The sequence below is a fragment of the Cupriavidus sp. LA-1 genome (assembly GCF_055385985.1).
Genome location: NZ_AP031387.1, coordinates 2,494,200 through 2,518,465 on the forward strand (window position 1 = coordinate 2,494,200; position 24,266 = coordinate 2,518,465).

At 66.4% G+C, this 24,266-nt stretch carries 21 protein-coding genes; 8 read left to right on the forward strand and 13 right to left on the reverse strand.

From position 1 onward, the window contains the following. Positions 1-18: 18 nt before the first annotated feature. Positions 19-744: a (Fe-S)-binding protein gene (locus tag ACZ5MJ_RS11655; RefSeq protein WP_432259884.1), complete on the reverse strand. Its 726-nt coding sequence runs from the start codon at positions 742-744 to the stop codon at positions 19-21. Positions 745-980: 236 nt separating this feature from the next. On the opposite strand from ACZ5MJ_RS11655, the gene ACZ5MJ_RS11660 reads away from it, so the two are divergent. The 3 genes from ACZ5MJ_RS11660 to ACZ5MJ_RS11670 all read left to right on the forward strand — a co-directional run bounded on the left by ACZ5MJ_RS11660 (position 981) and on the right by ACZ5MJ_RS11670 (position 4,083). Beyond that, entirely contained in the window at positions 981-1,766 is a 786-nt protein-coding gene (locus ACZ5MJ_RS11660; RefSeq protein WP_432259883.1) for an IclR family transcriptional regulator, read from the forward strand. Positions 1,767-1,905: 139 nt separating this feature from the next. Then, positions 1,906-2,655, forward strand: a complete 750-nt coding sequence (locus tag ACZ5MJ_RS11665) for a FadR/GntR family transcriptional regulator (protein WP_464219472.1) — start codon at positions 1,906-1,908, stop codon at positions 2,653-2,655. 15 nt (positions 2,656-2,670) lie between these two features. Next, positions 2,671-4,083, forward strand: a complete 1,413-nt coding sequence (locus ACZ5MJ_RS11670; RefSeq protein ID WP_464219473.1) for an FAD-binding oxidoreductase — start codon at positions 2,671-2,673, stop codon at positions 4,081-4,083. A 69-nt stretch (positions 4,084-4,152) separates the two neighbouring features. Here ACZ5MJ_RS11670 and pbpG read toward each other — a convergent pair whose 3' ends face one another. Next, a complete protein-coding gene (gene pbpG / locus ACZ5MJ_RS11675) occupies positions 4,153-5,154 on the reverse strand; it encodes a D-alanyl-D-alanine endopeptidase (protein WP_464219474.1) in 1,002 nt (333 codons plus the stop codon). 16 nt (positions 5,155-5,170) lie between these two features. Between pbpG and ACZ5MJ_RS11680 the strand changes: the two genes are divergently transcribed. Then, the gene (locus ACZ5MJ_RS11680; protein WP_464219475.1) at positions 5,171-5,407 is read left to right on the forward strand and encodes a hypothetical protein; all 237 of its coding nucleotides are present in this window, start codon (positions 5,171-5,173) and stop codon (positions 5,405-5,407) included. Between the two features lie 242 nt (positions 5,408-5,649). Here the strand turns inward: ACZ5MJ_RS11680 and ACZ5MJ_RS11685 are convergent, their stop codons facing one another. The 4 genes from ACZ5MJ_RS11685 to ACZ5MJ_RS11700 form a co-directional block, all read right to left on the reverse strand. Continuing rightward, a complete protein-coding gene (locus tag ACZ5MJ_RS11685) occupies positions 5,650-6,372 on the reverse strand; it encodes a nitroreductase (RefSeq protein ID WP_464219476.1) in 723 nt (240 codons plus the stop codon). A 15-nt stretch (positions 6,373-6,387) separates the two neighbouring features. After that, positions 6,388-6,834 (reverse strand): acyl-CoA thioesterase, encoded by a 447-nt coding sequence (locus ACZ5MJ_RS11690; protein WP_464219477.1) that lies wholly within the window; start codon positions 6,832-6,834, stop codon positions 6,388-6,390. An 84-nt stretch (positions 6,835-6,918) separates the two neighbouring features. Continuing rightward, a complete protein-coding gene (locus tag ACZ5MJ_RS11695; RefSeq protein WP_464219478.1) occupies positions 6,919-7,845 on the reverse strand; it encodes a DMT family transporter in 927 nt (308 codons plus the stop codon). Next, positions 7,842-8,762, reverse strand: coding sequence for a histone deacetylase family protein (locus ACZ5MJ_RS11700; protein WP_464219479.1), 921 nt, complete (start codon positions 8,760-8,762; stop codon positions 7,842-7,844). The genes ACZ5MJ_RS11695 and ACZ5MJ_RS11700 overlap by 4 nt, the downstream gene beginning before the upstream one ends. A 359-nt stretch (positions 8,763-9,121) precedes the next feature. Here ACZ5MJ_RS11700 and phaP1 point away from each other — a divergent pair, with 359 nt between their 5' ends. Continuing rightward, positions 9,122-9,700 carry a TIGR01841 family phasin PhaP1 gene (phaP1, locus tag ACZ5MJ_RS11705; RefSeq protein ID WP_078195975.1) on the forward strand — a complete coding sequence of 193 codons (579 nt, stop codon included), beginning with the start codon at positions 9,122-9,124 and terminating at the stop codon, positions 9,698-9,700. Between the two features lie 320 nt (positions 9,701-10,020). Here the strand turns inward: phaP1 and amrS are convergent, their stop codons facing one another. The 6 genes from amrS to aceE form a co-directional block, all read right to left on the reverse strand. After that, positions 10,021-11,109: an AmmeMemoRadiSam system radical SAM enzyme gene (amrS, locus tag ACZ5MJ_RS11710; RefSeq protein ID WP_464219480.1), complete on the reverse strand. Its 1,089-nt coding sequence runs from the start codon at positions 11,107-11,109 to the stop codon at positions 10,021-10,023. Then, entirely contained in the window at positions 11,106-11,300 is a 195-nt protein-coding gene (locus ACZ5MJ_RS11715) for a hypothetical protein (RefSeq protein ID WP_464219482.1), read from the reverse strand. Before ACZ5MJ_RS11715 ends, amrS begins: the two co-directional genes overlap by 4 nt. A 222-nt stretch (positions 11,301-11,522) precedes the next feature. Continuing rightward, complete coding sequence (gene lpdA, locus ACZ5MJ_RS11720) at positions 11,523-13,307, reverse strand: dihydrolipoyl dehydrogenase (protein ID WP_464219483.1); 1,785 nt, start codon at positions 13,305-13,307, stop codon at positions 11,523-11,525. 33 nt (positions 13,308-13,340) lie between these two features. Further along, entirely contained in the window at positions 13,341-13,997 is a 657-nt protein-coding gene (locus ACZ5MJ_RS11725) for an Ntn hydrolase family protein (protein ID WP_432259871.1), read from the reverse strand. 72 nt (positions 13,998-14,069) lie between these two features. Continuing rightward, on the reverse strand, positions 14,070-15,725 hold the full coding sequence (gene aceF / locus ACZ5MJ_RS11730) for a dihydrolipoyllysine-residue acetyltransferase (protein WP_464219484.1): 1,656 nt from the start codon (positions 15,723-15,725) through the stop codon (positions 14,070-14,072). A gap of 167 nt (positions 15,726-15,892) precedes the next feature. Beyond that, a complete protein-coding gene (gene aceE, locus ACZ5MJ_RS11735) occupies positions 15,893-18,580 on the reverse strand; it encodes a pyruvate dehydrogenase (acetyl-transferring), homodimeric type (RefSeq protein WP_464219486.1) in 2,688 nt (895 codons plus the stop codon). 425 nt (positions 18,581-19,005) lie between these two features. Between aceE and ACZ5MJ_RS11740 the strand changes: the two genes are divergently transcribed. Next, positions 19,006-21,618, forward strand: a complete 2,613-nt coding sequence (locus ACZ5MJ_RS11740; RefSeq protein ID WP_464219488.1) for a PAS domain S-box protein — start codon at positions 19,006-19,008, stop codon at positions 21,616-21,618. 157 nt (positions 21,619-21,775) lie between these two features. Then, positions 21,776-22,408 (forward strand): response regulator transcription factor, encoded by a 633-nt coding sequence (locus tag ACZ5MJ_RS11745; protein WP_464219489.1) that lies wholly within the window; start codon positions 21,776-21,778, stop codon positions 22,406-22,408. 114 nt (positions 22,409-22,522) lie between these two features. Here ACZ5MJ_RS11745 and ACZ5MJ_RS11750 read toward each other — a convergent pair whose 3' ends face one another. Further along, the gene (locus tag ACZ5MJ_RS11750; protein WP_464219490.1) at positions 22,523-23,203 is read right to left on the reverse strand and encodes an energy-coupling factor ABC transporter permease; all 681 of its coding nucleotides are present in this window, start codon (positions 23,201-23,203) and stop codon (positions 22,523-22,525) included. Between the two features lie 161 nt (positions 23,204-23,364). On the opposite strand from ACZ5MJ_RS11750, the gene folD reads away from it, so the two are divergent. Further along, on the forward strand, positions 23,365-24,216 hold the full coding sequence (gene folD, locus ACZ5MJ_RS11755) for a bifunctional methylenetetrahydrofolate dehydrogenase/methenyltetrahydrofolate cyclohydrolase FolD (protein ID WP_464219492.1): 852 nt from the start codon (positions 23,365-23,367) through the stop codon (positions 24,214-24,216). Positions 24,217-24,266: the final 50 nt, after the last annotated feature.

The window sequence follows — 24,266 nt, forward strand, 5'->3', positions numbered from 1 at the left end:
CCCGGATTTCAGCGGATGTCAGGCGTCGCCAGCCAGCACCTGCGCGATATGCAGCACGCGCGTGCTGCTGTCGCCGGTGCGGCGCAGGCGGCCTTCGATATTGAGGATGCAGCCCAGGTCGCCCAGCACCACGGCATCGGCGCCACTGGCCTTGATGTTGGCGCACTTCTCGTCGACGATGGCCGTGGAGATATTGCCGTACTTGACCGAGAACGTGCCGCCGAAACCGCAGCAGGCCTCGCAGTCCTTCATCTCGGTCAGCTGCACGCCCGGCAGGCGCGAGAGCAGCGCGCGCGGCTGCTGCTTGACGCCCAGTTCGCGCAGGCCGGAACAGGAATCGTGATAGGTGACATGGCCGGAGAAGGTCGACGGCAGCGTCTCGATCCTGGCCACGTTGACCAGGAAGTCGGTCAGCTCGAACACGCGCTCGCGCAGGCGCTCATAGCGGCCGTTCAGTTCCGGGTCGTCGCGCAGCAAGTCGGCGTAATGGTGGCGGATCATGCCGCCGCAACTGCCCGACGGCACCACGATGTAGTCGAACATCTCGAACTCGCGCAGGAATTTCTCCGCCAGGTCGCGCGATACCGCGCGCTCGCCCGAGTTGTAGGCCGGCTGCCCGCAGCAGGTCTGCGCCTCGGGCACCATGACCTCGTAGCCGGCGCCTTCCAGCAGCTTGAGCACGGAAAACCCGATCTCCGGACGCATCAGGTCCACCAGGCAGGTAGCGAACAGACCGACTCGCATTGTTGACTTCTCCAGACCCCGAAACCCCGCAATTATGCGCGCTTGGCGTCGCGCGTGGCGCACAAACCGTTCACCGGCGCCGTGAATCCGGTGCAACACACAGCACTTCCGGGGGCGACATCACGGACCGATTCTTACCGTAATGTCATTTCACCTATTGAAATTTTCACAATGCGAGATAGAATCAGGCAGACGCTTAAAAATGCCGCAAGGCAACATTTCTCCTTTTTCCAGCTATGTCCGACGCAGACAAGTCACCCGGCAAGACGTCCATCCAGGTCATCGAGCGCATGATGACCCTGCTGGACGCCCTCGCGCAGCACGCCGACCCGGTCAGCCTGAAAGAGCTGTCGCTGGCCACGGGGCTGCACCCCTCCACCGCCCACCGCATCCTCAACGACATGGTGGCCTGCCGCTTTGTCGACCGTTCCGACCCCGGCAGCTACCGGCTTGGCATGCGCCTGCTGGAACTGGGCAACCTGGTCAAGGCGCGCCTGTCGGTACGCGACGCGGCACTGGCGCCAATGCGCGCGCTGCACCGCGTCACCGGGCAGACCGTGAACCTGTCGGTGCGCCAGGGCGACGAGATCGTCTATATCGAACGCGCCTACAGCGAGCGCTCGGGCATGCAGGTGGTGCGCGCCATCGGCGGCCGCGCGCCGCTGCACCTGACCTCGGTCGGCAAGCTGTTCCTGGCCGCCGATGAGTCGGCGCGCGTGCGCAACTACGCCACCCGCACCGGACTGGCCGGGCATACCCGCACCTCGATCACCGACCTGACCAAGCTGGAGCGGGAACTGAACTGGGTGCGCTCCAACGGCTATGCGCGCGACAACGAAGAACTGGAACTTGGCGTGCGCTGCATCGCCGCCGGCATCTATGACGACTCGCGCCGGCTGGTGGCCGGGCTGTCGTTGTCGGCGCCGGCCGACCGGCTGCAGGACAGCTGGCTGCAAAACCTGAAAGACACGGCACTTCAGATCTCGCGCGGCATGGGCTATGTGACCGAAGCCGCGGCCTGATCCCCGCTGTACCCGCCACCGCCAGCGCGCGGGCTGCCATCACGGCAGTCCGCGCGTTTTGCTTTGGAGCACCGGCCAGCTTCATTCAATGGTTTACCCTTAGTTTTCAGATAACCAGCAAACCTTATAATCGGCCGCCATGCGAACCCGCGCCGTCACCCTCACCGAACAGGTCACCCGCCAGCTGCGCACCGATATCGAAAGCGGCGCCTACCCCGTCGGCAGCCGGCTGCCGACCGGCAGGCAACTGGCCGAGCAGTACGGCGTCAGCGCCGCGGTTATCCGCGAAGTCACGGAACACCTGCGCTCGCAGGGCTTTGTCGAGTCCCGCCAGGGGGTCGGCTGCACGGTGCGCTCACGCACGGGTGTATCCGGCTTCCAGTTGCCGCGCGAGCCCGATATCGACGCCAGCGGGCTGGCTGACCTGTACGACCTGCGCATCGACTTGGAAGGCGCCGCCGCGGCGCTGGCCGCCGTGCGCCGCACCGACGAAGACGTGGCCGCGCTGAGCGCCTTGCTGCAGCGCCTGCACGCCCACCTGTACGATCCGCAGCCGGCGGCGGATATCGACGCGGCCTTTCATATCGGCATCGCCGCCGCCACGCACAATCCGTACTACCGCCAGCTGCTGCAATACCTGAACCTGCAGCTGCACCAGGCCGTGGCCACCGCGCGCGCCAATACGCTGCGCCAGCCAGGGCTGGCCGAGACCGTGCATGCCGAGCACGAAGCGATCGTCGACGCCATCCGCATCGGCGATGCCACCGCAGCCCGCGCAGCAGCCGTCGCACACCTGCAGTGCGCGGCACGCCGGCTTGGCCTCTCGTTGCGCGTGCGTGCCGATGCCGCACCGGCGGCTTCCGCCGAGAGCCACCCTTCCCTTTCCTGAAACCACACCGCCATCATGCAAAACGGACCATTCGCCCAGCGGCTCACCGAAGCCCTCGGCGCCGACACCGTCCTGACTAACCCTGACGACATCGCGCCATGGCTGTCCGACTGGCGCGGCATCTACCGTGGCCAGGCCCAGGCCGTGCTGCGGCCGCGTACCGTGGATGAGGTCTCGCGCGCGCTGGCGCTGTGCCAGCAGGCCGCGGTACCGGTGGTTCCGCGCGGCGGCAATACCGGCTTGTGCGGCGGCGCCACGCCCGATGCGCAGGCGCAAAACGTGGTGCTCAGCCTGGACCGCATGAACGCGGTGCGCGCGCTCGACACCGTCGCCAACACCATGGTCGCCGAGGCCGGCTGCATCCTGGGCAACCTGCGCCGCGCGGCACAGGACGCCAACCGCCTGCTGCCGCTGTCGCTCGCGGCCGAAGACTCCTGCCAGATCGGCGGCAACCTGGCGACCAATGCCGGCGGCGTCAACGTGGTGCGCTATGGCATGACGCGCGAGCTGGTGCTGGGCGTGGAAGCCGTGCTGCCCAACGGCGAGGTCTTCCACGGCCTGCGCACGCTGCGCAAGGACAATACCGGCTACGACCTGAAGCAGTTGCTGATCGGCTCCGAAGGCACGCTGGGCGTGATCACCGCCGCGGCGCTGCGGCTGTTCCCGCGCACCGATACCCGCAGAGTAGTGCTGGCGGCGGTGGCTTCGCCCGCGCAGTCGCTGGCGCTCTATGAATTGCTGTTCGAACAATGCGGCGCGCGCCTGCAGGCGTTCGAGTTCTTCACCGGCGACTGCCTGGACCTGGTGTTGACCCATGCGGAGGGCGTGCAGGAGCCGTTCGCGCAGCGCTACCCCGCCTACGTGCTGGTGGAACTGGCCGACACCACCGATGAAGCCGCACTGAACGCGCTGCTCGAGCGCGTCATCGGTGCAGCGCTCGAGCGCGAGCTGTGCCTCGACGCCGCCGTGTCCGCCTCGCTCGCGCAGCTACAGGCGCTGTGGAAGCTGCGCGAGGAAATCTCGGAGGCGCAACGCGCCGACGGCCCGCATCTGAAGCACGACGTGTCGCTGCCGATCGAATTGATCCCGGCCTTCATGGCCTCGATGCAAACGCGGCTGCGCGCGCTCGATGCCGCCATCCGCCCCTTTGTCTTCGGGCACTTCGGCGACGGCAACCTGCACTACAACCTGTCGCGCCCGGCCGGCGCGCCGAAAGACTGGGCCGCCACCCGGGGTGACGCCGTGACTGATGCGGTGCTGGACGAAGTCATGCGCCATGGCGGCAGCATCAGCGCGGAGCATGGCATCGGCCAGCTCAAGCGCCATGCCTTCCTGGCTGTCAAGGATCCGCTGGAATTGCGCCTGATGCGCGAGATCAAGGCCGTGTTCGATCCTGCCGGGATCATGAATCCCGGCAAGCTGCTCTGACGGCTGCCGCCGGCACCAAAGAAAAACGCGCCGCAGGACGGCGCGTTTTTTTCGGTCAGGCGTTCCGTATCAGATGCCGCGCGATTGCTGAGATGCCAGCACCGCGTGCGCGCTGTTCGGGCCCTGCGTCAGGTTCGGCGATGCCGGGAAGGCGCGCGGCTGCGGGGACGACGGCGCCGGCGAATGCTCCAGCCAGTCCTTGACGCGGGTGGCATCGGCAAAGCGCGACAGCTTGCCGACGGAATCCAGGAACACCATCACGACATTGCGGCCCTGGACCTTGGCCTGCATCACCAGGCACTGGCCAGCTTCGGAAATAAAGCCGGTCTTCTGCAGCCCGATGTCCCAGTTGCCGCCGCGCACCAGGCGGTTGGTGCTGACGTAGTGCTGGGTGCGGCCCAGCACGTTGACCTCATGCTCGGTCTGCGTCGAGAACTCGCGGATGGTCGGGTTGCGGTACGCGGCATTGACCATGCGCACCAGGTCCGTCGCGCTCGACACATTGCCGCTCGACAGGCCGCTGGAATCGACAAAGTGGCTGTCGTTCATGCCCAGCTCCTGGGCCTTGCGGTTCATCGCCTGCACGAAGGCCGGCAGACCACCCGGATAGTTGCGGCCCAGCGCCGAGGCGGCGCGATTCTCGGACGACATCAGCGCCAGCAGCAGCAGTTCCTGGCGCGGCAGCTGCGTGCCGAAGCGCAGGCGCGAGCTGCTGTGCTTCTCGGTGTCGCGGTCATCCTCGGAGATGGTCAGCACTTCGTCCATCGGCAGGCGCGCGTCCATCACCACCAGCGCGGTCATCAGCTTGGTGATCGAGGCGATCGGCAGCACGGCGCTGGCATTCTTCTGGAACAGCACCTCGTTCGAGTTCTGGTCCATCACAAGGGCCACGCTGGAGCGCAGCGCCAGGGCATCGTCCGTGGCGCGCAGGCCCATGGCTTCGCCCAGCGAGGGCTTGGCGGGCGTAAACGCGGCACGCACCGGTGCCGCGCGTTGCGCCATCACGACGTGGCGCTTGCCGTTCTTCAATACGATGACCTTGCGCGAGGACGCTGCCTCGCTCTTGGCCACCTTGCTGTGAGAGCTCTTGGTAGCTGTCTTCGAAGCACCATTTTTCTCGGCGTTAGCCGATTTTGCGTGCTTCTTAGACGTTTTTTGGGTGCTTGCGGACGTGGTGGCCGCGTCGGCCACAGGCGCCGCGACCATCGACACCGACACCAGCACTGCGGCGGCAACGGCGGACAGGGGCGTGGAGCCGAAGAATCTGGAAAAAATGGAATCAGACCGGAACATGATTCGTTCAGCGCATCAGGGATGGCGCTAGTGTAGGAAAGAAAGAAATTGTTAGCAAGATTAAAGACTTACAGACGCTCCTTAAAGTTCGATTAGCAAACATTTCCACATTGCGAAAAAAGTACGCGATGAATCACGTTTGCTATCGAACCATGGCACGCTTGACCCAAGCGCAGTCCGATTCACCTTGCTACCCCTTGGTAACGACGCCGCCAATACGGGAAAGTCGCTTGCTATATCGGCATCCATCGTTACATGTTGAAACAGATTTCACTATGAGAGAAAACGCGCGAACCCACTGACCGGTTCACGTTCCGTGGCCAGCCGGTTTGCAATGGCCTCCGGATCGGCAAACCCCAGTGACATGCCGCACACCACCATTTCCTCGGGCGGCAGCAGCAAGTGACTGGCAATGACCTTGTGGAACTGCGTAAACGCCGCCTGCGGGCAGGTATCCAGCCCGCGCGCCCTGGCGGCGACCATGATGCTTTGCAGGAACATGCCGTAGTCCAGCCAGCTGCCCTGCTCCATGATGCGGTCGATGGTGAAGATCATCCCCACCGGCGCGTCGAAGAAGCGGAAATTGCGCGCGTGCTGTTCGTGCATGCGCGCCTTGTCCTCGCGGCTGATCTCCAGCAGGCCGTACAGGTCCCAGCCCACCTTGCGCCGCCGCGACAGATAGGGATCGGCCCATTCGCGCGGGTAGTACGGATACTCCTCCAGGTACTTGCTGTCGCGCTCCGGGTCCTCGTAGGCGGCCAGCACATTGGCGCACAGCTTCGCCTTGGCCTCGCCGGAGAGCACATAGACGCGCCACGGCTGCGCGTTGGTGCCCGAAGGCGCGCGGCTGGCCACGGCCAGGATCTCTTCGACGGTGCGGCGCGGCACGGGCGTATCGAGAAACGCCCGCACCGAACGCCGCGTGAGGATCGCGCGATCCACGCAGTCCGCGGCGTCCTGCGAACCGAGCTGCATCTCGTGGGACATCTTGTTCATCTCCTGTTGCCCCGCTTACCCTTGCGCACCCGTCACCACCAATGGCAGCAGCGCCTCGCGCAGCGCACCCGGCAGCCGTACCGGACGGCGCGTGGCGCGATCGACATAGACGTGGATGAAATGCCCTTGCGCCGCGGCGATCTCGTTGTCGCCGCTGAAGAGCCCGACTTCATAGCGTACGCTGGACGTGCCCAGCCTGGCCACGCGCAAACCCGCTACCACGGTCTCGGGGAAGCTCAGCGAAGAGAAGTAGTTGCACTGCGTCTCGATCACCAGCCCGATGGTGTCGCCCGAAGCGACATCGAGCACGCCCTGCCGGATCAGGTAGGTATTCACCACGGTGTCAAAATAACTGTAGTAGACAACGTTGTTAACGTGGCCATAGACATCGTTGTCCATCCAACGCGTGGTGATCGGCTGGAAGTACGGATAGGCACGGCGCGATTCGGCTTGCGGTTTCATGGGGCGGGAAAGAGACAGGGCGCGCAACAGGACGGAATAGGAATACTCTGAAACAGCCGCATCAGCGGAACGAACGCGCGGCGGCTAGCGGCGGATGACAAGCGCAACACCAAGCGCCGCAAGCACCATGCCCGCGGCCGCCAGCGGCGGAAAGCGCTCGCCGAACAGCAGCCAGGCCATCACTGCGGTGGTGGGCGGCGTCAGGTACATCAGGCTCGACACCTTGGTCGCCGCGCCCTGCCTGATCAGCAGGAACAACAGTGAGATCGCTCCGATCGACAGTGCCACCACCGACCACGCCAGCGCGCCCAGCATGGCGGCATTCCACTGCACCACACGGGTTTCGAACAGGAACATGAACGGCACGCACGCCAGCGCGGCCGCGGCAAACTGGATCACCGAGCCCATGCGCAGGTCGAATACCGGGCAGAAGTGCCGCTGATAGACCGTGCCGACGGTGATGCTGAGCAAGGCACCGCCCGCCAGCGCGAGGCTTGCCGGCGTCAGCCCGCTGGCCCCCAGCTTGTTGGCCACCACCAGCGCCACGCCGGCGATGCCCAGCAGCAGGCCCAGCCACTGGCGCGCGCCGATGCGCTCGCCCATGCGCGTGGCGATCACCGCGGTCAGGATCGGCTGCATGCCGACGATCAGCGCCGACACGCCCGCCGGCATGCCAAGCTTGATCGCGGCCCACACGCCGCCCAGGTAGCCCGCCTGCAACAAGAGGCCAGCCACGGCGATATGCCCGACCGCGCGCCAGTCTGTCACCGCCGTGCCTGGGCGGCGCGGCAGCGGCACGCGCGCCAGCACCACGAACGGCACCATCAGCACCAGCACGCCGGCAAAGCGCAGGAACAGGAAGGTCATCGGCTCCGCATACGGCATGCCGTATTTGGCAACGATAAAACCCGTGCTCCAGATCAGTACGAACAGCCACGGCATCGACGTCACCCACAGCGTGGCGCGAGGGCTGGTCACGGCTGCGTGGCCTGACTCCATCACATCGCTCATGACGCCACCGCCAGTTGTGCGCGGCTCGCGTGATACTGCGCCGCGAGGCGCACGGTCTGCGCGTGCACGGCGACAGTGTCTTCGATCTGGTTGCCATAGCCGCCGGCCATCGCCACCGCCACCGGCAACTGGCGAGCCTGCGCGGCATCGAACACCAGGCGGTCGCGCCGAGCCAGGCCCGCCGTGGTCAGCCTGAGGCGGCCGAGTCGGTCGCCCTCATGCGGGTCGGCGCCAGCCAGGTAGATGAGCAACTCCGGCTCGAAGCGGCTGAACAGCGTGTCCAGCGCGGCCTGCAGCGCCTGCGCATAGGCATCGTCATCGCAGCCGTCCGGCAGGCCAACATCCAGGTCGCTGGCTTCCTTGCGGAACGGATAGTTCTTCTCGCCGTGCAGCGACAGCGTGAACACCGACGGATCGCCCTGCAGGATCGATGCGGTGCCGTTGCCCTGGTGCACGTCCAGGTCGATCACGGCCACGCGGCGCACGGCGCCATCGCGCTGCAGCACCCGGGCCGCGATGGCGGCGTCGTTGAAGACGCAGAAGCCGCCGCCCTTGTCGGCATAGGCGTGGTGCGTGCCGCCAGCCAGGTTCACGGCAATGCCCTCGCGCAGCGCCGTCCGGCAGGCCTCGATGGTGGCGCCGGCCGAGCGCCGCGAGCGCTCCACCATGGCCTCGGACCACGGGAATCCGATCTCGCGCTGGCGCGCCGCGTCAAGCGTGCCGGCCGACGCCGCATGCACATACTCGGGCGTGTGCGCCAGCAACAGCGCGTCGTCGCCGGCGCGCGGGGCCTCCGCCAGGCGCAGGCCCGGCACCTGTGCCGAGACGGCGTCGCGCAGCATGCTGTACTTGCACATCGGGAAACGGTGCCCGGGTGGCAAAGGCAGCACAAAGTGGTCGGCGTAGAAGGCGAGCATGGATTGGCCTGGCGATTCTGTTCATGTCTTGTTGGATTCCCGGCGGCGGCCAGCCGTGCGGGAGCGGGCAGGCTGCGATGGTAGCACCCCTGCCCCGCCATCGCCCGGAGGGCTCCCGGATGGCGCCGCAGCCACTTCTCCGACTCGCCTGCAACAAGCTCTTGTGCATCGCACAAAATCCACTTGACATTGCATCCGGCGTCCCTAAAATGGGAATTGTTGCGGCGCACCAAACATAAAAGTGCACCTAAACCTACCCACACGCCTGGGGTGGCCGAAGCGGGTTCAACACCGTCACGGTCCTGACATCTAGGCGGCTTAATTTGCTTGACCTTGAAGTTCACCACTGGAGACCAGCAATGATCCTCACCCCGGAACAAGTTGCAGCAGCGCAAAAGGCCAACCTCGAAACGCTGTTCGGCCTGACCACCAAGGCATTTGAAGGCGTCGAAAAGCTCGTCGAACTGAACCTGCAGGTCGTCAAGACCACCTTCGCGGAAAGCGTTGACAACGCCAAGAAGGCGCTGTCGGCCAAGGACGCGCAGGAACTGCTGGCCATCCAGGCCGCAGCCGTGCAGCCGGTCGCAGAAAAGACCCTGGCCTACACCCGTCACCTGTATGAAATCGCTTCGGAAACCCAGAGCGAGTTCACCAAGGTAGCCGAAGCCCAACTGGCCGAAGGCACGAAGAAGGTGCAAGCCCTGGTCGACAACTTCGCCAAGAACGCCCCGGCCGGTTCGGAATCGACCGTGGCCATCGTGAAGTCGGCGATCTCCGCTGCCAACAACGCCTACGAGTCGGTGCAGAAGGCGACCAAGCAAGCGGTCGAAATCGCTGAAACCAACTTCCAGGCTGCTGCCACGGCTGCCACCAAGGCTGCCCAGCAAGCCAGCGCCACGGCCCGCACGGCCACGGCCAAGAAGACGACGGCTGCCTGATAGCTGTCTGTGTTGAAGATGGACCGGCTGCGGCCGGTCCGTTGGCAAAGCATATCGACGCCTGGCGTTTGCGGTGTGTTTTGCCAACGATGAAGGTAGTGCCCTGACCGACTTGCACCGGCACTGCCTTATCTGCCGATGTCTCCTCGGTACCGCGGTCTCCTAGTCCAAAGTATCGTTAAGCCCGACCTCCAGAGGTCGGGCTTTTTTTTCCTCTTCACGCTTGCACCAGAGCGGTCGCCAGTGATCAGCGGCTGTGGCAAGGATGCCTGGTCCAGCAGGCGGGCTGGCGGTTTCGGGCCTTGTGCCTGCATGCCGGCCTATTCCCCGATGCGCACAGGGATCCGCCGCCGCCCGAACTGACGCTCAAAATTCCCAAAACATCCTGCAATCCGCGTACAGCAGTCCGGACAAGTTCCCGTGGGAGTCAGGCGATAGCTTTCGATCGCATGCCAGTCGCGCACAATGAGCTGCGCGCGGCAAGCGGGGCAATAGGTGGTGGCGCCGGCGGTGTCGTGGACATTGCCGGTGTAGACGTAATGCAATCCCTCCGCCAGCGCGTGCTCGCGAGCGCGCGCAAGCGTGGAACATGGGGTCGGCGGCACGTCGCGCATCTTGTAGTCCGGATGGAATCCGGTGAAGTGCAGCGGGACGTCGGGGCCCAGTTCCCTGGCGATCCACCGGGCCTCGGCGCGAATCTCGTCATCGCTGTCGTTTTTGCCGGGAATGAGCAGTGTCGTGATCTCCAGCCAGACATCGGTTTCGTGTTTCAGGTACTGGAGCGTCTCCAGTACCGGCTGCAGGTGCGCCCCCGTGAAGGCAACATAGAACGCATCGGTAAAGCCTTTCAGGTCGACGTTTGCCGCATCCATCCTGGCGTAGAAATCACGCCGCGCCTCCGCGCCCATATAGCCGGCGGTCACCGCCACCGCCTTGATGCCACGTTCGTGGCAGGCATCGGCCACGTCCATGGCGTATTCGGCGAAGATCACCGGGTCGTTGTAGGTGAAGGCCACGCTCTTGCAACCCTGTGCGGCAGCCGCTGCGGCGATCGCTTCGGGCATGGCCGCAGCGGCCAGGGTCTCCATTTCGCGCGATTTGCTGATATCCCAGTTCTGGCAGAACTTGCAGGCGAGGTTGCAGCCGGCCGTGCCGAACGACAAGACAGCGGAGCCCGGGTAAAAGTGGTTGAGCGGCTTCTTCTCGACAGGGTCGATACAGAAGCCCGACGAGCGGCCGTAAGCGGTCAGCACCATCCGATCGCCGACCCGCTGGCGCACAAAGCAAGCGCCCCGCTGCTCGCCATGCAGGCGGCAGTGGCGCGGGCACAGATCGCATTGCATGCGGCCGTCATCCAGGAAGTGCCAGTAACGGCCGGGGTAGGTCCCTGAACGGGACGCATCCGTCATGGATGGTCCTTGTGCTGCTTGCTGGTCACGGTGACCGACAGCACATCCAGGTCGAAGAACGGGCTGTCCGCCGGAGGCGGAGGCAATCCTGCCCCCCAGCCGGCGATGGCATGCTTGATGTACTCTGCCATCTGCTCGTCGGCAACGTCCCTGGGCTGGTCGATCGTCACGACATAGCGGCGATTGCTCATGGCGGATCCTTTATGGCGCCAATGACCGGCAGCCATGTGGTCAGTATAGGCTTCGAGGGTATTGGGCCGGCTCTGCCGCTGCAGGCACCCTGGCCGCGACTCAGACGCGTCCTGGCAGCCAGAACCTGCAGGCGCCGAAAGAATCCTGGCGGTTAATTGCGTAATTGCCCATGAAAAAGCCCGCCAGTTCAGGCGGGCTTTTCCGTTTGCAGCAAGCAGCGCTCAGCGCTTGCGCGGCGGCGGCACGTCCGTGCACGTGCCCTCGTAGATCTCCGCCGCCATGCCGATCGACTCGCCCAGCGTCGGGTGCGGGTGGATGGTCTTGCCGATATCCACCGCATCGGCGCCCATCTCGATCGCCAGGCAGACCTCGCTGATCAGGTCGCCGGCATGCGTGCCGACGATGCCGCCACCGATCACGCGATGGGTTTCCTCGTCGAAGATCAGCTTGGTGAAGCCTTCGTCGCGGCCGTTGGCGATGGCGCGGCCCGAAGCCGCCCAGGGGAACACGCCCTTGCTGTACTTGATCCCCTTCGCCTTGCACTCGTCCTCGGTCAGGCCGGCCCAGGCCACTTCCGGATCGGTGAAAGCCACCGACGGAATCTGCTTGGCATCGAAGTAGGCCTTCTCGCCATGCGCGGCTTCGGCGGCCACGTGGGCTTCGTGCACGGCCTTGTGCGCCAACATGGGCTGGCCGACCACGTCGCCGATCGCGAAGATATGCGGCACGTTGGTGCGCATCTGCTTGTCAACGTCGATAAAGCCGCGGTCGGTCACCGCAACGCCAGCCTTCTCGGCGCTGATGCGCTTGCCGTTGGGCGAGCGGCCCACCGACACCAGCACCAGGTCGTAGCGCTGCGGCTCGGCCGGCGCGGCTTCGCCCTCGAACTTGACGTAGATGCCGTCCGGCCTGGCTTCCACGCCCACCGTCCTGGTCTTCAGCATGACCTTGCCGAAGCGGTCCTTGTTCTTCTTTTCCCAGACCTTGACCAGATCGCGGTCAGCACCGCCCATCAGACCGTCGAGCATTTCCACGACGTCGATGTCGGCACCCAGCGTGCTGTACACCGTGGCCATTTCCAGGCCGATGATGCCGCCGCCGATAACCAGCATCTTGTTGGGCACTTCGGGCAGCTCCAGCGCGCCGGTCGAGTCGACGATGCGCGGGTCTTCCGGGATGAAGGGCAGCTTCACCGCCTGGCTGCCGGCGGCGATGATGGCCTTCTCGAAGCGGATCACGGTCTTCTTGCCGGTGGTCTGCTTGCCCTCGCCTTCGGTCAGCTCAACTTCGAGGTGATGCGGGTCGAGGAAGTTGCCGACGCCGCGCACCACCTGCACCTTGCGCGCCTTGGCCATGCCGGCCAGGCCGCCGGTCAGCTTGCCGACCACCTGGTTCTTGTAGTGGCGCAGGCCGTCGAGGTCGATCTTGGCTTCGCCGAACAGGATGCCGTGGGCGGCCAGCGCCTTGGCTTCGTCGATCACGGCGGCGTTGTGCAGCAGGGCCTTGGACGGGATGCAGCCTACGTTCAGGCAGACGCCACCGAGGGTGCCGTAGCGCTCCACCAGCACGGTGTTCATGCCCAGGTCCGCGGCGCGGAAGGCGGCAGAGTAGCCGCCGGGGCCGGCGCCCAGCACCAGCATCTCGCACTGGATATCGGCGCCGCCGCCGTGGCTGGCGGCCGCGGGTGCAGGTGCCGGCGCGGCGGCGGCAGGCGCGGGGGCCTGCGCCGGAGCCGGAGCCTGCGCGGGCGCCGGGGCGGCCGCGGCCTGCTGGGCCTCGATGGTGCAGATCACCGCGCCCTGGCCGACCTTGTCGCCGACCTTGACCTTGACCTCGACCACCTTGCCGGCGGCCGACGACGGCACGTCCATGCTGGCCTTGTCGGACTCCAGCACAATCAGGGATTGTTCCACTTCGACCGTGTCGCCGGCCTTGACCAGCACCTCGATCACTTCCACCGCGTCGAAATCGCCGATATCCGGCACCTTGACTTCGATCACACTCATGTTTGCTCCTCTATGCGCGCCTGCCTTTCGGCTTCAGGGCGCGCCGTCGTTGTTGGTTGCCGTGCTGCCGGGTGCCGCATTGCCGCTCGCCGTACCGCCAGCCGCCGCCGGGGCATCGCCCTGGTGCAGTTGCACGGTATGGACCTCGATCGGACCCGCCGAACTCTTGTCGAACTCAACGCCCGCATCGACGCCGATGCGCGCGATCTCGCCCGCATCCAGGTCCGGCCGGTCGTACACCGCATGCATCGCGCCCAGCGCGTAGTTGCGGCCCGAGCCGATGCCCCAGAAACGGTCGAACGAAAACACCTCGCGGTACGAGTAGACGCCGAAGATGCCCGCCGGATTGGCGATCAGGCATACGATCTGCGACGACTCGTAGGGATCGTCATCGTCTTCCTTGGTGTTGACGAAGTAGTCCGACTTCAGCTTCTCGTGCACCTTCAGGAAGGTACGGAACACGTCGTCGCGCGAACCCAGCCGGCACTCTTCGCCCAGGCCCGCCAGCAGCGTGCGCATGACCGGGAAGTGCGCCGTGGTCCCGGCCAGCGCGATAAAGCCGTCGCCCACCGGAAACACCTTCTGGTTGCGCTCGTAGGCGCGCGACAGGCGCGTATCGCCGAACGTGACCAGCGCGTCCGCGGCGATCGCCACTTCGGCGCCCTTCCTGACGACCACACAGGTAGTCATGGCTCGCTCCCGGTTGCGCGTGGTGCGCCGGGCAGGCCAGGCTGTCGCCCCGCCCGCCCGGCGCGACCCCGCTTACAGCAGGATCCGGCGGAAGTCCGCCAGCAGTTGCCCGAAGTACGTGTTGAAGCGCGCGGCCTCGGCACCGTCGATGACGCGGTGGTCCCACGACAGCGACAGCGGCAGCGTCAGGCGCGGCACGAACTGCTTGCCGTCCCATACGGGTTTCTGGTACGACTTGCACACGCCCATGATGGCAACTTCCGGCGCGTTGATGATCGGCGTGAAATACGTGCCGCCGATGCCGCCCAGCGACGAGATCGAGAAGCAGCCGCCCTGCATCTGGTCGGGCTTGAGCTTGCCGTCGCGGGCCAGCTTGGCCAGCTCGTTCATTTCCTGGCTGATTTCCAGCACGCCCTTCTTGTCGGCGTTCTTGATCACCGGCACGACCAGGCCGTTCGGGGTGTCGGCGGCGAAACCGATGTTGAAGTACTTCTTCAGCACCAGGTTGTCACCATCCAGCGATGCGTTGAAGTTCGGGAACTTCTTCAGCGCCGCCACCGTGGCCTTGATCATGAACGCGAGCATCGTCACCTTGATGCCGGCCTTCTCGTTTTCCTTGTTCAGCTGGACGCGGAAGGCTTCCAGTTCAGTGATGTCCGCTTCGTCATGGTTGGTGACGTGCGGGATCATGACCCAGTTGCGGTGCAGGTTGGCGCCCGAGATCTTCTTGATGCGCGACAGGGCCTTGCTTTCGATCTCGCCGAAGCGGGTGAAATCGACCTTCGGCCACGGCAGCAGGCCGAGCTCGCCACCACCGGCGGCAGCCGCGGCGGCCTGTGCGGGCGCGGCGGCCTGGCCGGTCATCACGCCCTTGACGTAGTTCTGCACGTCTTCCTGGGTGATGCGGCCCTTGGGACCGGTGCCCGGCACGCGCGACACGTCGACACCCAGCTCGCGCGCGAACTTGCGCACCGAGGGGCTGGCATGGGCGGCCTTGCCGGTTGCGCCAGCGGCGGCCGGCGCGGCAACAGGCGCCGCGGCCGGAGCCGGGGCAGCCGCAGGGGCCGGCGCCGGAGCGGGCGCGCTGGCAGCCGGGGCCGGTGCCGCGGCGGCAGCGGCCGGGGCGGCAGCCGTGGCTGCGCCTTCCAGGATCAGCAGCAGCGTGCCTTCCGAGACGTTGTCGCCGACCTTGACCCTGACTTCCTTGACCACGCCGCCCTGCGGCGACGGTACGTCCATGGTGGCCTTATCCGATTCCAGCGTCACCACGGCGTCTTCGGCGTTGATGGTGTCGCCCGGCTTGACATGGACTTCGATGACCGGCACGGCGTCGTAGTCGCCGATATCGGGCACCTTGACTTCGATCACGCCGCCGCCGGCCGGCGCCGCGGCGGGTGCCGGAGCCGGAGCCGGTGCGGGGGCTGCGGCGGGAGCCGGGGCCGGGGCTGCGGCAGCAGGTGCCGGCGCCGGAGCGGCTGCGGCCTGGCCGGCGGCCTCCAGCATCACCAGCACCGAGCCTTCGGCCACGTTGTCGCCAACCTTGATCTTGACTTCCTTGACCACGCCGGCCTGCGGCGAGGGCACGTCCATGGTGGCCTTGTCCGACTCCAGCGTCACCAGCGCGTCTTCCGCGTTGATGCTGTCGCCGGGTTTCACATGCACTTCAATGACGGGCACGGCGTCATAGTCGCCGATATCCGGCACCTTGATTTCAATCGCTTGACTCATTCAGTGTCTCCTGGGCAGGCCGGCACGCGCGACGTCCGCAAGCGGCGAGATTACCTTCGCCGCCCGCTTCTGTCACGCCGCCATGCCGCAAGGCGCCGTCCGGGCTCTGGCCGGGGCGCCCGCGGCACGGCGTTGCCGTACTGCGGGGGTGGGTGCTGGCTGCCGGATCAGACCGACATCGGGTTGGGCTTGCTCGGGTCGAGGTTGTACTTCTTGATGGCCTCGGCGACCTTGTCGCGGCCGATCGCACCCTCGTCGGCCAGCGCCTTGAGCGCGGCCAGCGTGACCCAGTAGCGGTCCACTTCGAAGAAGTGGCGCAGCTTCTCGCGCGTATCCGAGCGGCCGAAGCCGTCGGTGCCCAGCACCACGTAGCGGCGCGGCACGAACGGACGGATCTGCTCGGCGAAGGCGCGAATGTAGTCGGTGGAGGCGATCACCGGGCCGCGGGCCGACTTCAGCTTCTGCGCGACAAACGCTTCGCGCTGGGTCTCGGCCGGGTGCAGCAGGTTGAAACGCTCGGCGGCCTGGCCGTCGCGGGCCAGTTCGGTGAAGCTCGGGCAGCTCCACAGGTCGGACTCGACGCCCCAGTCCTTCTTCAGCAGGTCGGCGGCGGCGATCACCTCGCGGAAGATCGTGCCCGAGCCCAGCAGCTGCACGCGCGGCGCGTTGCTGTTCTCGACGCCCTTGCGGAACTGGTACATGCCCTTGACGATGTCCTGCTCTACGCCAGCCGGCATTTCCGGATGCTCGTAGTTCTCGTTCATCACCGTCAGGTAGTAGTAGACGTCTTCCTGCTCGGCGTACATGCGGCGCAGGCCGTCCTGCATGATGACCGCCAGTTCGTACTGGAAGGTCGGGTCGTACGAGATGCAGTTCGGGATCACCGCGTGGAACACGTGCGAGTGGCCGTCTTCATGCTGCAGGCCTTCGCCGTTCAGCGTGGTGCGGCCGGCGGTGCCGCCCAGCAGGAAGCCGCGCGAGCGCATGTCGGCGGCGGCCCAGCACAGGTCGCCGATACGCTGGATGCCGAACATCGAGTAGTAGATGTAGAACGGGATCATCTGCACGCCGTGCGTCGAGTACGACGTGGCGGCGGCGATCCAGTCGCACATGGCGCCGGCTTCGTTGATGCCTTCCTGCAGCACCTGGCCAGTCTGCGATTCCTTGTAGAACATCAGCTGGTCGTGGTCTTCCGGCACGTACTTCTGGCCTTCCTGGTTCCAGATGCCGACCTGGCGGAACAGGCCTTCCATGCCGAAGGTGCGCGACTCGTCCGGGACGATGGGCACTACGTGCTTGCCGATCTGCTTGTCTTTCAGCAGCGTGTTCAGGATCCGCACGAAGGCCATGGTGGTGGACACTTCGCGGCCTTCGCCGGTGGCCTTGAGCAGCGCTTCGAACGCCTTCAGCTCGGGCACCGGCAGCGCCTCGGCCTTCAGGCGGCGGGCCGGCAGGTAGCCGCCCAGGTTCATGCGCGCCTGGCGCATGTATTCCAGTTCCTTCGAGCCTTCCTCGAAGGTGACGTAGGGCACGTCTTCCAGCTTGTCGTCGGCGACCGGGATGCTGAACTGGTCGCGGAACTTGCGGATCGCGTCCACCGGCATCTTCTTTTGCTGGTGGGCCACGTTCATGGCCTGGCCGGCATCGCCCATGCCATAGCCCTTGATGGTCTTGGCCAGGATCAGCGTGGGCTGGCCCTTGTGCTCGCTGGCAGCCTTGTAGGCGGCATAGATCTTGTGCGGGTCGTGGCCGCCGCGGTTCAGGCGCCAGATGTCGTCGTCGGACCAGTCGGCCACCATCGCCTTGAGCTCAGGCGTGTTGAAGAAGTGCTCGCGCACATAGGCGCCGTCCTTGGCCTTGAAGGTCTGGTACTCGCCGTCCACGCACTCCATCATGCGCTTCATCAGCAGGCCCTTGGTGTCGCGCGCCAGCAGCGAATCCCACTTGCTGCCCCAGACCACCTTGATCACGTTCCAGCCCGCGCCGCGGAACTCGGATTCCAGCTCCTGGATGATCTTGCCGTTGCCGCGCACCGGGCCGTCCAGGCGCTGCAGGTTGCAGTTGATGACGAAGACCAGGTTGTCGAGCTTCTCGCGGCCGGCCATGCCGATCGCGCCCAGCGATTCCGGCTCGTCGGTCTCGCCGTCGCCCAGGAAGGCCCAGACCTTGCGGTCGCCGGCCTTGGCCAGGCCGCGGCTGTCCAGGTACTTCATGAAGCGGGCCTGGTAGATGGCCATGATCGGGCCCAGGCCCATCGACACCGTCGGGAACTGCCAGAAGTCCGGCATCAGCCACGGGTGCGGGTACGAAGAGATGCCCTTGCCGTCCACTTCCTGGCGGAAGTTGTCAAGCTGGTCCTGGGTCAGGCGGCCCAGCAGGAAGGCGCGCGAATACACGCCCGGGGCCGAATGGCCCTGCACGAAGACCAGGTCGCCGCCGCTCTGTTCCGACGGGGCGCGCCAGAAGTGGTTGTAGCCGACGTCATACAGCGTCGCCGCCGAGGCGAACGACGAGATGTGGCCGCCGACGTTGGTGTGCTTGTTGGCGCGCAGCACCATCGCCATGGCGTTCCAGCGGGTGTACGAGCGGATCCGGTGCTCGATGTCCTGGTCGCCGGGGATGCGGGCCTGCTGCTCGACCGGAATCGTGTTGATGTACTGCGTCTCGGCGTGGAACGGCTGGGTGACGCCGTTCACGCGTGCGTATTCGATCTGCTTGTCGATCAGGAAAGCGGCGCGCGACGGGCCTTCGGCGGCCAGGACGCCCTGCAGGGCGTCGAGCCATTCATGGGTTTCCTGGGGATCGGCGTCGTTGGCGCTCGAGGCGCCGAGAATCTGCTCTGGTACGGCGGACATGACTGTCTCCTGGGTGAATTCTTTGCTTCCGCGCCCGCGCTGGCAGCGCCCGGACACGACTCTACGTATGACTCGCACCGACTTGCGGATTCCGGGCGCCATGCTGCCTTGCATCGGGGCCGCCGCCGGGAAACCTGTTCCGGTTCCTCCGCGCGGCAGGCGCATGGCTTCCGCCCGCATTCTTGGGTCGGACCGATTCTATGGAAGGCGAAAGTCCAGCACAAGCGAAATTTTCAAATTGCGATATCGTTTTTTATAATGTGGAATTATGCGGCGGCGCACAAAGAATCACTGCCCGCCCCGCCAGCCCTGTCCCGCAAGCCGGCCCGCCGCGGCAGGCGCGGCCGGGATTTCATTGGCGCTTTCCCCAAGCGACGCACCGCAATAATCTCGGTACACTGGTCGGTCAGCCGTCAATCCCTCCCATGCCGTTTTTCAGCCGCCTCGATCGTTTTTTCCGCAGCCTGCGTGCCGCCGTGCTTCCCTCCGACGTGTCGGGTACAGCCAAGGCGGCGGGCGGCGACCCCGCGCATGGGCCGCACGGCCCGCACGCCCCCTCTCCGGCGGCCGGACTTGGTCCGATCGAGGTGCTGGGCCCCGATGACGGTACTCCCGTGGCGCCGCCGCGCGGACTGTGGTGGATGCGCTGGCGCAACCTGGTAGCCACCAGCTGGTTCATGTTCATCCCGCTGGTGGCCATTGTGCTCTTCACGGTGGCGATGGGCGTGATCCTGTGGTCGCTGCACGAGACCGAGCGCCAGCAGCAGCGCGACGCCCTGTACCGCGACGCCGCCTGGGCGCAGCAACGCGTGCGCCTGTCCCTGCTGAGCAACCAGGACCAGCTGGCCTCGCTGGCGCGCGACATCGCCGCCGCGCAGCTGGAGCAAGGCGCCTACCGCACCGCGGCGCAGGAAATCCTGCGCGAGAACCCCGAGATCGTCTTCATCAACTGGCTCGATGCCACCAAGCGCGGCCGCTGGTCGCTGCCGTCGACCTCGGAATTCGCCAGCCGCCTGCGCGAGAACCAGGACCAGCCGCTCGAGCCCGAAGTGCTCGACACCTTCGACGCCGCGCGCGAGACCCAGCGCGTGGTCTACTCGCGCCCGCTGGTCAACGACCGCGGCGACAGCTTCATGCTGATGGAAGTGCCGATCGTGCGCGACAACGAGTTCCTCGGCACGCTGGGTGCGCTGTACTCGATCAACGGCATCCTGACCCACCTGCTGCCGCCCGAGCTGACCGAGCGCTACCGCTTCTCGCTGATCGACAAGAACAACCAGACCCGGGCCAGCACCTCGCTGCGGCCGGTGCCGGGCAATGCGCTGTCGTACGAGGTGCTGCTGGATCCGCCGGGCCACTCGCTGTCGCTGCGCGCCGACGCCTACCCGCCGCCGTCGAACCTGCCCAACAACATGCTGCTGTGGCTGGTGGTGGGGCTGTCCTGCTTCCTGCTGTGGAGCCTGTGGAGCATGTGGCGCCATACCAGCCGCCGCTCCGAGGCGCAGCGCGCGCTGCTGGCCGAGACCTCGTTCCGGCGCGCGATGGAAAACTCGATGCTGATCGGCCTGCGCGCGCTCGACCTGAACGGCCGCATCACCTACGTCAACCCGGCCTTCTGCCGCATGACCGGCTGGCAGGAGAACGACCTGGTCGGGCGCCTGCCACCCTTCCCCTACTGGCCGCCCAACGACCAGCAGGAGATGCAGAAGCAGATCGACCTGACGCTGCAGGGCAAGTCGCCCGCCGGCGGCTACGAGATGCGCGTCATGCGCCGCGACGGCAGCAGCTTCTACGCGCGCATGTATGTGTCGCCGCTGGTGGACAGCCGCGGCCGCCATACCGGCTGGATGAGCTCGATGACGGACATCACCGAGCCCAAGCGCGCGCGCGAGGAACTGGCCGCCGCGCACGACCGCTTCACCACGGTGCTGGAGAGCCTGGATGCCGCGGTGTCGGTGCTGGCCACCGACAAGGCCGAACTGCTCTTTGCCAACCGCTACTACCGGCAGCTGTTCGGCTGGGAGGCCGAGGGCCACCTGAAGCTGGCCGGCGACGAACTCGACAAGGACCAGGTCTCCAGCGACAACACCGACTACGTCGACGCCTACGCCGGCTTGCCGGCCTCCGAGCTGATGCCGTACGCGTCGGATGCACGCGAGGTGTTCGTGCCGGACATGCAGAAATGGTTCGAAGTGCGCCGCCGCTATATCCAGTGGGTCGACGGCCACCTGGCGCAGATGCAGATCGCCACCGACATCACCGTGCGCAAGGCCGCCGAGGAAATGGCGCGCCAGCATGAGGAGCGGCTGCAGTTCACCAGCCGCCTGACCACCATGGGCGAGATGGCCTCGTCGCTGGCGCACGAGCTGAACCAGCCGCTGGCGGCGATCAACAACTACTGCATGGGCGCGGTGGCACGGCTGCATTCGGGCCGCAGCACGCCGGAGGACCTGATCCCGGTGCTGGAGAAGACCTCGGCGCAGGCGGTGCGCGCCGGCACCATCATCAGCCGCATCCGCGGCTTCGTGAAACGCAGCCAGCCGCAGCGGCGCGCGGCCGCGCTGCACGACATCGTCGCCGACGCGGTGGGCCTGGCCGACCTGGAGGCCACGCGCCGCCGCGTCACCATCCTGACCCGCCTGCCGACGCCGCCGCTGACGGTCTATGTCGACCCGGTGCTGATCGAGCAGGTGCTGGTGAACCTGCTCAAGAACGCGGTCGAGGCCATGGCCGGCCTGCCCGCCCTGCGCGCCGGCGGCGTGGTGCGGCTGCACGCGCGGGTGGAGCCGGGCGAAATCGGCGACAACGTCCATATCGACGTGATCGACCAGGGCCCGGGCGTCGACGAGGCCACCAAGGAGCGGCTGTTCGAGCCTTTCTTCAGCACCAAGTCCGACGGCATGGGCATGGGGCTGAACATCTGCCGCTCGATCATCGAGTCGCACCAGGGCCGCCTGTGGGTGGAGAACAATGTCGACGGCATCGGCTGTACATTTAAGATCATGCTGCCGCTGCAATCGGCGCTCGCCGAACAATAGGCCGGACCACGGAGCGCCGTCGCGCCCGGACCCGCCAAGGGATTCCAGAAAAATCCGGCCACGCCATTCCCCCACGGATCCCGGGGGCCTGTCTCGCCACAGAGGGCCGCTGCCGGTTACACTTCGCAGCAATGAATTGTTGTCCCCAGGAGACTACATGACCGCAACGCCAAACCCCACGCCCCACCGCGGCGAGACCGTGTTCATCGTCGACGACGATGAAGCCATGCGCGACTCGCTGACCTGGCTGCTGGAGGGCAATGGCTATCAGGTGCGCAGCTTCAGCAGCGCCGAGCAGTTCCTCGCCGCCTACGATGCCAGCCAGGTGTCCTGCCTGATCCTGGACGTGCGCATGCCCGGCATGAGCGGCCCGGAGCTGCAGGAGCGCATGCTGGCCGAGCAGATCGACATTCCCATCGTGTTCATCACCGGCCACGGCGACGTGCCGATGGCGGTATCGACGATGAAGCGCGGCGCGATCGACTTTATCGAAAAGCCCTTCGATGAGTCCGAACTGCGCGCGCTGGTCGAGCGCATGCTGACCAAGGCCCGCGCCGACCACTCCACCGCGCGCGAGCAGCGCGCCGCCAAGGACCTGCTGGGCAAGCTGACCACGCGCGAGCAGCAGGTGCTGGAGCGCATCGTGGCCGGCCGCCTGAACAAGCAGATCGCCGACGACCTGGGCATTTCCATCAAGACCGTCGAGGCGCACCGCGCCAACATCATGGAAAAGCTCAACGTCAACACTGTCGCCGACCTGCTGCGCCTGGCGCTGTCGCGCAACAGCTGAGCGGCTGGCGCCTGGCGCCTGACCGCCTTGCCCGGTGCGGCCCACGGCCGCACCGGCTGCCCTCCCCGCGCGCCATCCGGTGCAGCGCCTTCCTGCCGCTTCCTGCTTTCCCCATTAGCCGTTCAGGTATTCCTCGTCCCGGAATGTCACCACCCATTGTGGCCGATAGACCACAAATATCGCGACCAGCATGCCGGTCAGGAAGGCCTCGCCGAAGGCCAGGATGATGCCCGCCACCAGTGTGTCGGCAACGCTCAGGGGCGACGCCGGCGCCATCAGGTAGCGCCAGCCGGCCTGCGCCGCGCTGGCCCCGAGCGCGGCCAGGCCGCCCGTGAAATACCCGTGCCCCAGGATAAAGACAAACGGATGCCGCGGCAGCAGGCGCCGCATGGCCGCCTGCAGCGTCGCGGAAATCAGCGCCGGCAGCAGCGCCAGCCAGACGTAGCGCGCCCACAGCGCGTCCCAGCCGAACTGGGCCCAGCCGTGGCCGGCCAGGTACTCGAGACCCAGCAGGGACAACCCATCCACCACGAACAGCGACAGCAGCGCCAGCGGCAGCCCGAACAGCGTCACCATCAGCGTGGCGCCGAGCAGCTGGATCACCAGCCCGCCGGCCAGCGTCGCGCGCACTGTCCACAGCAGCGCCACCAGCACCATCGCGCCCAGCCAGGCGTTCTGCAGCGCATTGCGCCGCAGCAGCTGCCAGGGCCGGCGCGTCAGGGCCCACAGCAGCCCCGCCAGGGACAGCAAGGCCAGCAAGGGATCGGACAGCAGGGACGCGAGCGCGGTGTGCATGCGGCCGATGCTACCAGCGCCGCCGCGGCGCTGCCCTTGCCCCCGGTCAAGCTCCGTGCGGCATGCCCCAAGCAACCTTTATAATTCCGCCTTTGGCCCATCCCGCGCCCCGGCGCGGGGCGGCGCCTCCACCCTCCCGGCCACGAACCCGCCCAGCCTCCATGCCTGCCCAACTGATCGACGGCAACGCCCTTGCCAAACAAATCCGCTCCGAAGCCGCCCTGCGCGCCGCCCGCCTGACCGAGCGCGGTCACCGGCCCGGCCTGGCCGTGATCCTGGTCGGCGAGGACCCGGCCAGCCAGGTCTACGTGCGCAACAAGGTCAAGGCCTGCCAGGACAACGGCTTTCATTCTTCGCTCGACCGCTACCCGGCCGACCTGTCCGAGGCGGAACTGCTGGCCCGCATCGACGCACTGAACCTGGACCCGAACATCCACGGCATTCTGGTGCAGCTGCCGCTGCCCAAGCATATCGACAGCCACAAGGTGCTCGAGGCGATCGCCCCGGAAAAGGACGTCGACGGCTTCCACGTGGCCAATGCCGGCGCGCTGATGACCGGCGCCCCGCTGTTCCGCCCGTGCACGCCCTACGGCTGCATGAAGATGCTGGAGTCGATCCAGTTCCCGCTGCGCGGCGCCCGCGCCGTGGTGGTGGGCGCCTCCAATATCGTCGGCAAGCCGATGGCGATGCTGCTGCTGCAGGCTGGCGCCACCGTCACCATCTGCAACAGCAAGACACGCGACATCGGCGCCCACACCCGCGACGCGGACGTGGTGGTGGCTGCGGTCGGCAAGCGCAACCTGATCACGGCCGACATGGTCAAACCCGGCGCGGTGGTGATCGACGTGGGCATGAACCGCGACGACCACGGCAAGCTGTGCGGCGATGTCGACTTTGCCGGCGTGCGTGAAGTCGCCGGCCATATCACGCCGGTGCCGGGCGGCGTCGGCCCGATGACCATCACCATGCTGCTGGTCAACACGCTGGAAGCCGCCGAGCGCACCGCCGGCTAAGGCCCCCGGCGCACTTGCAGCGCACGATAAGCCACCCGGGGCACTGGAAA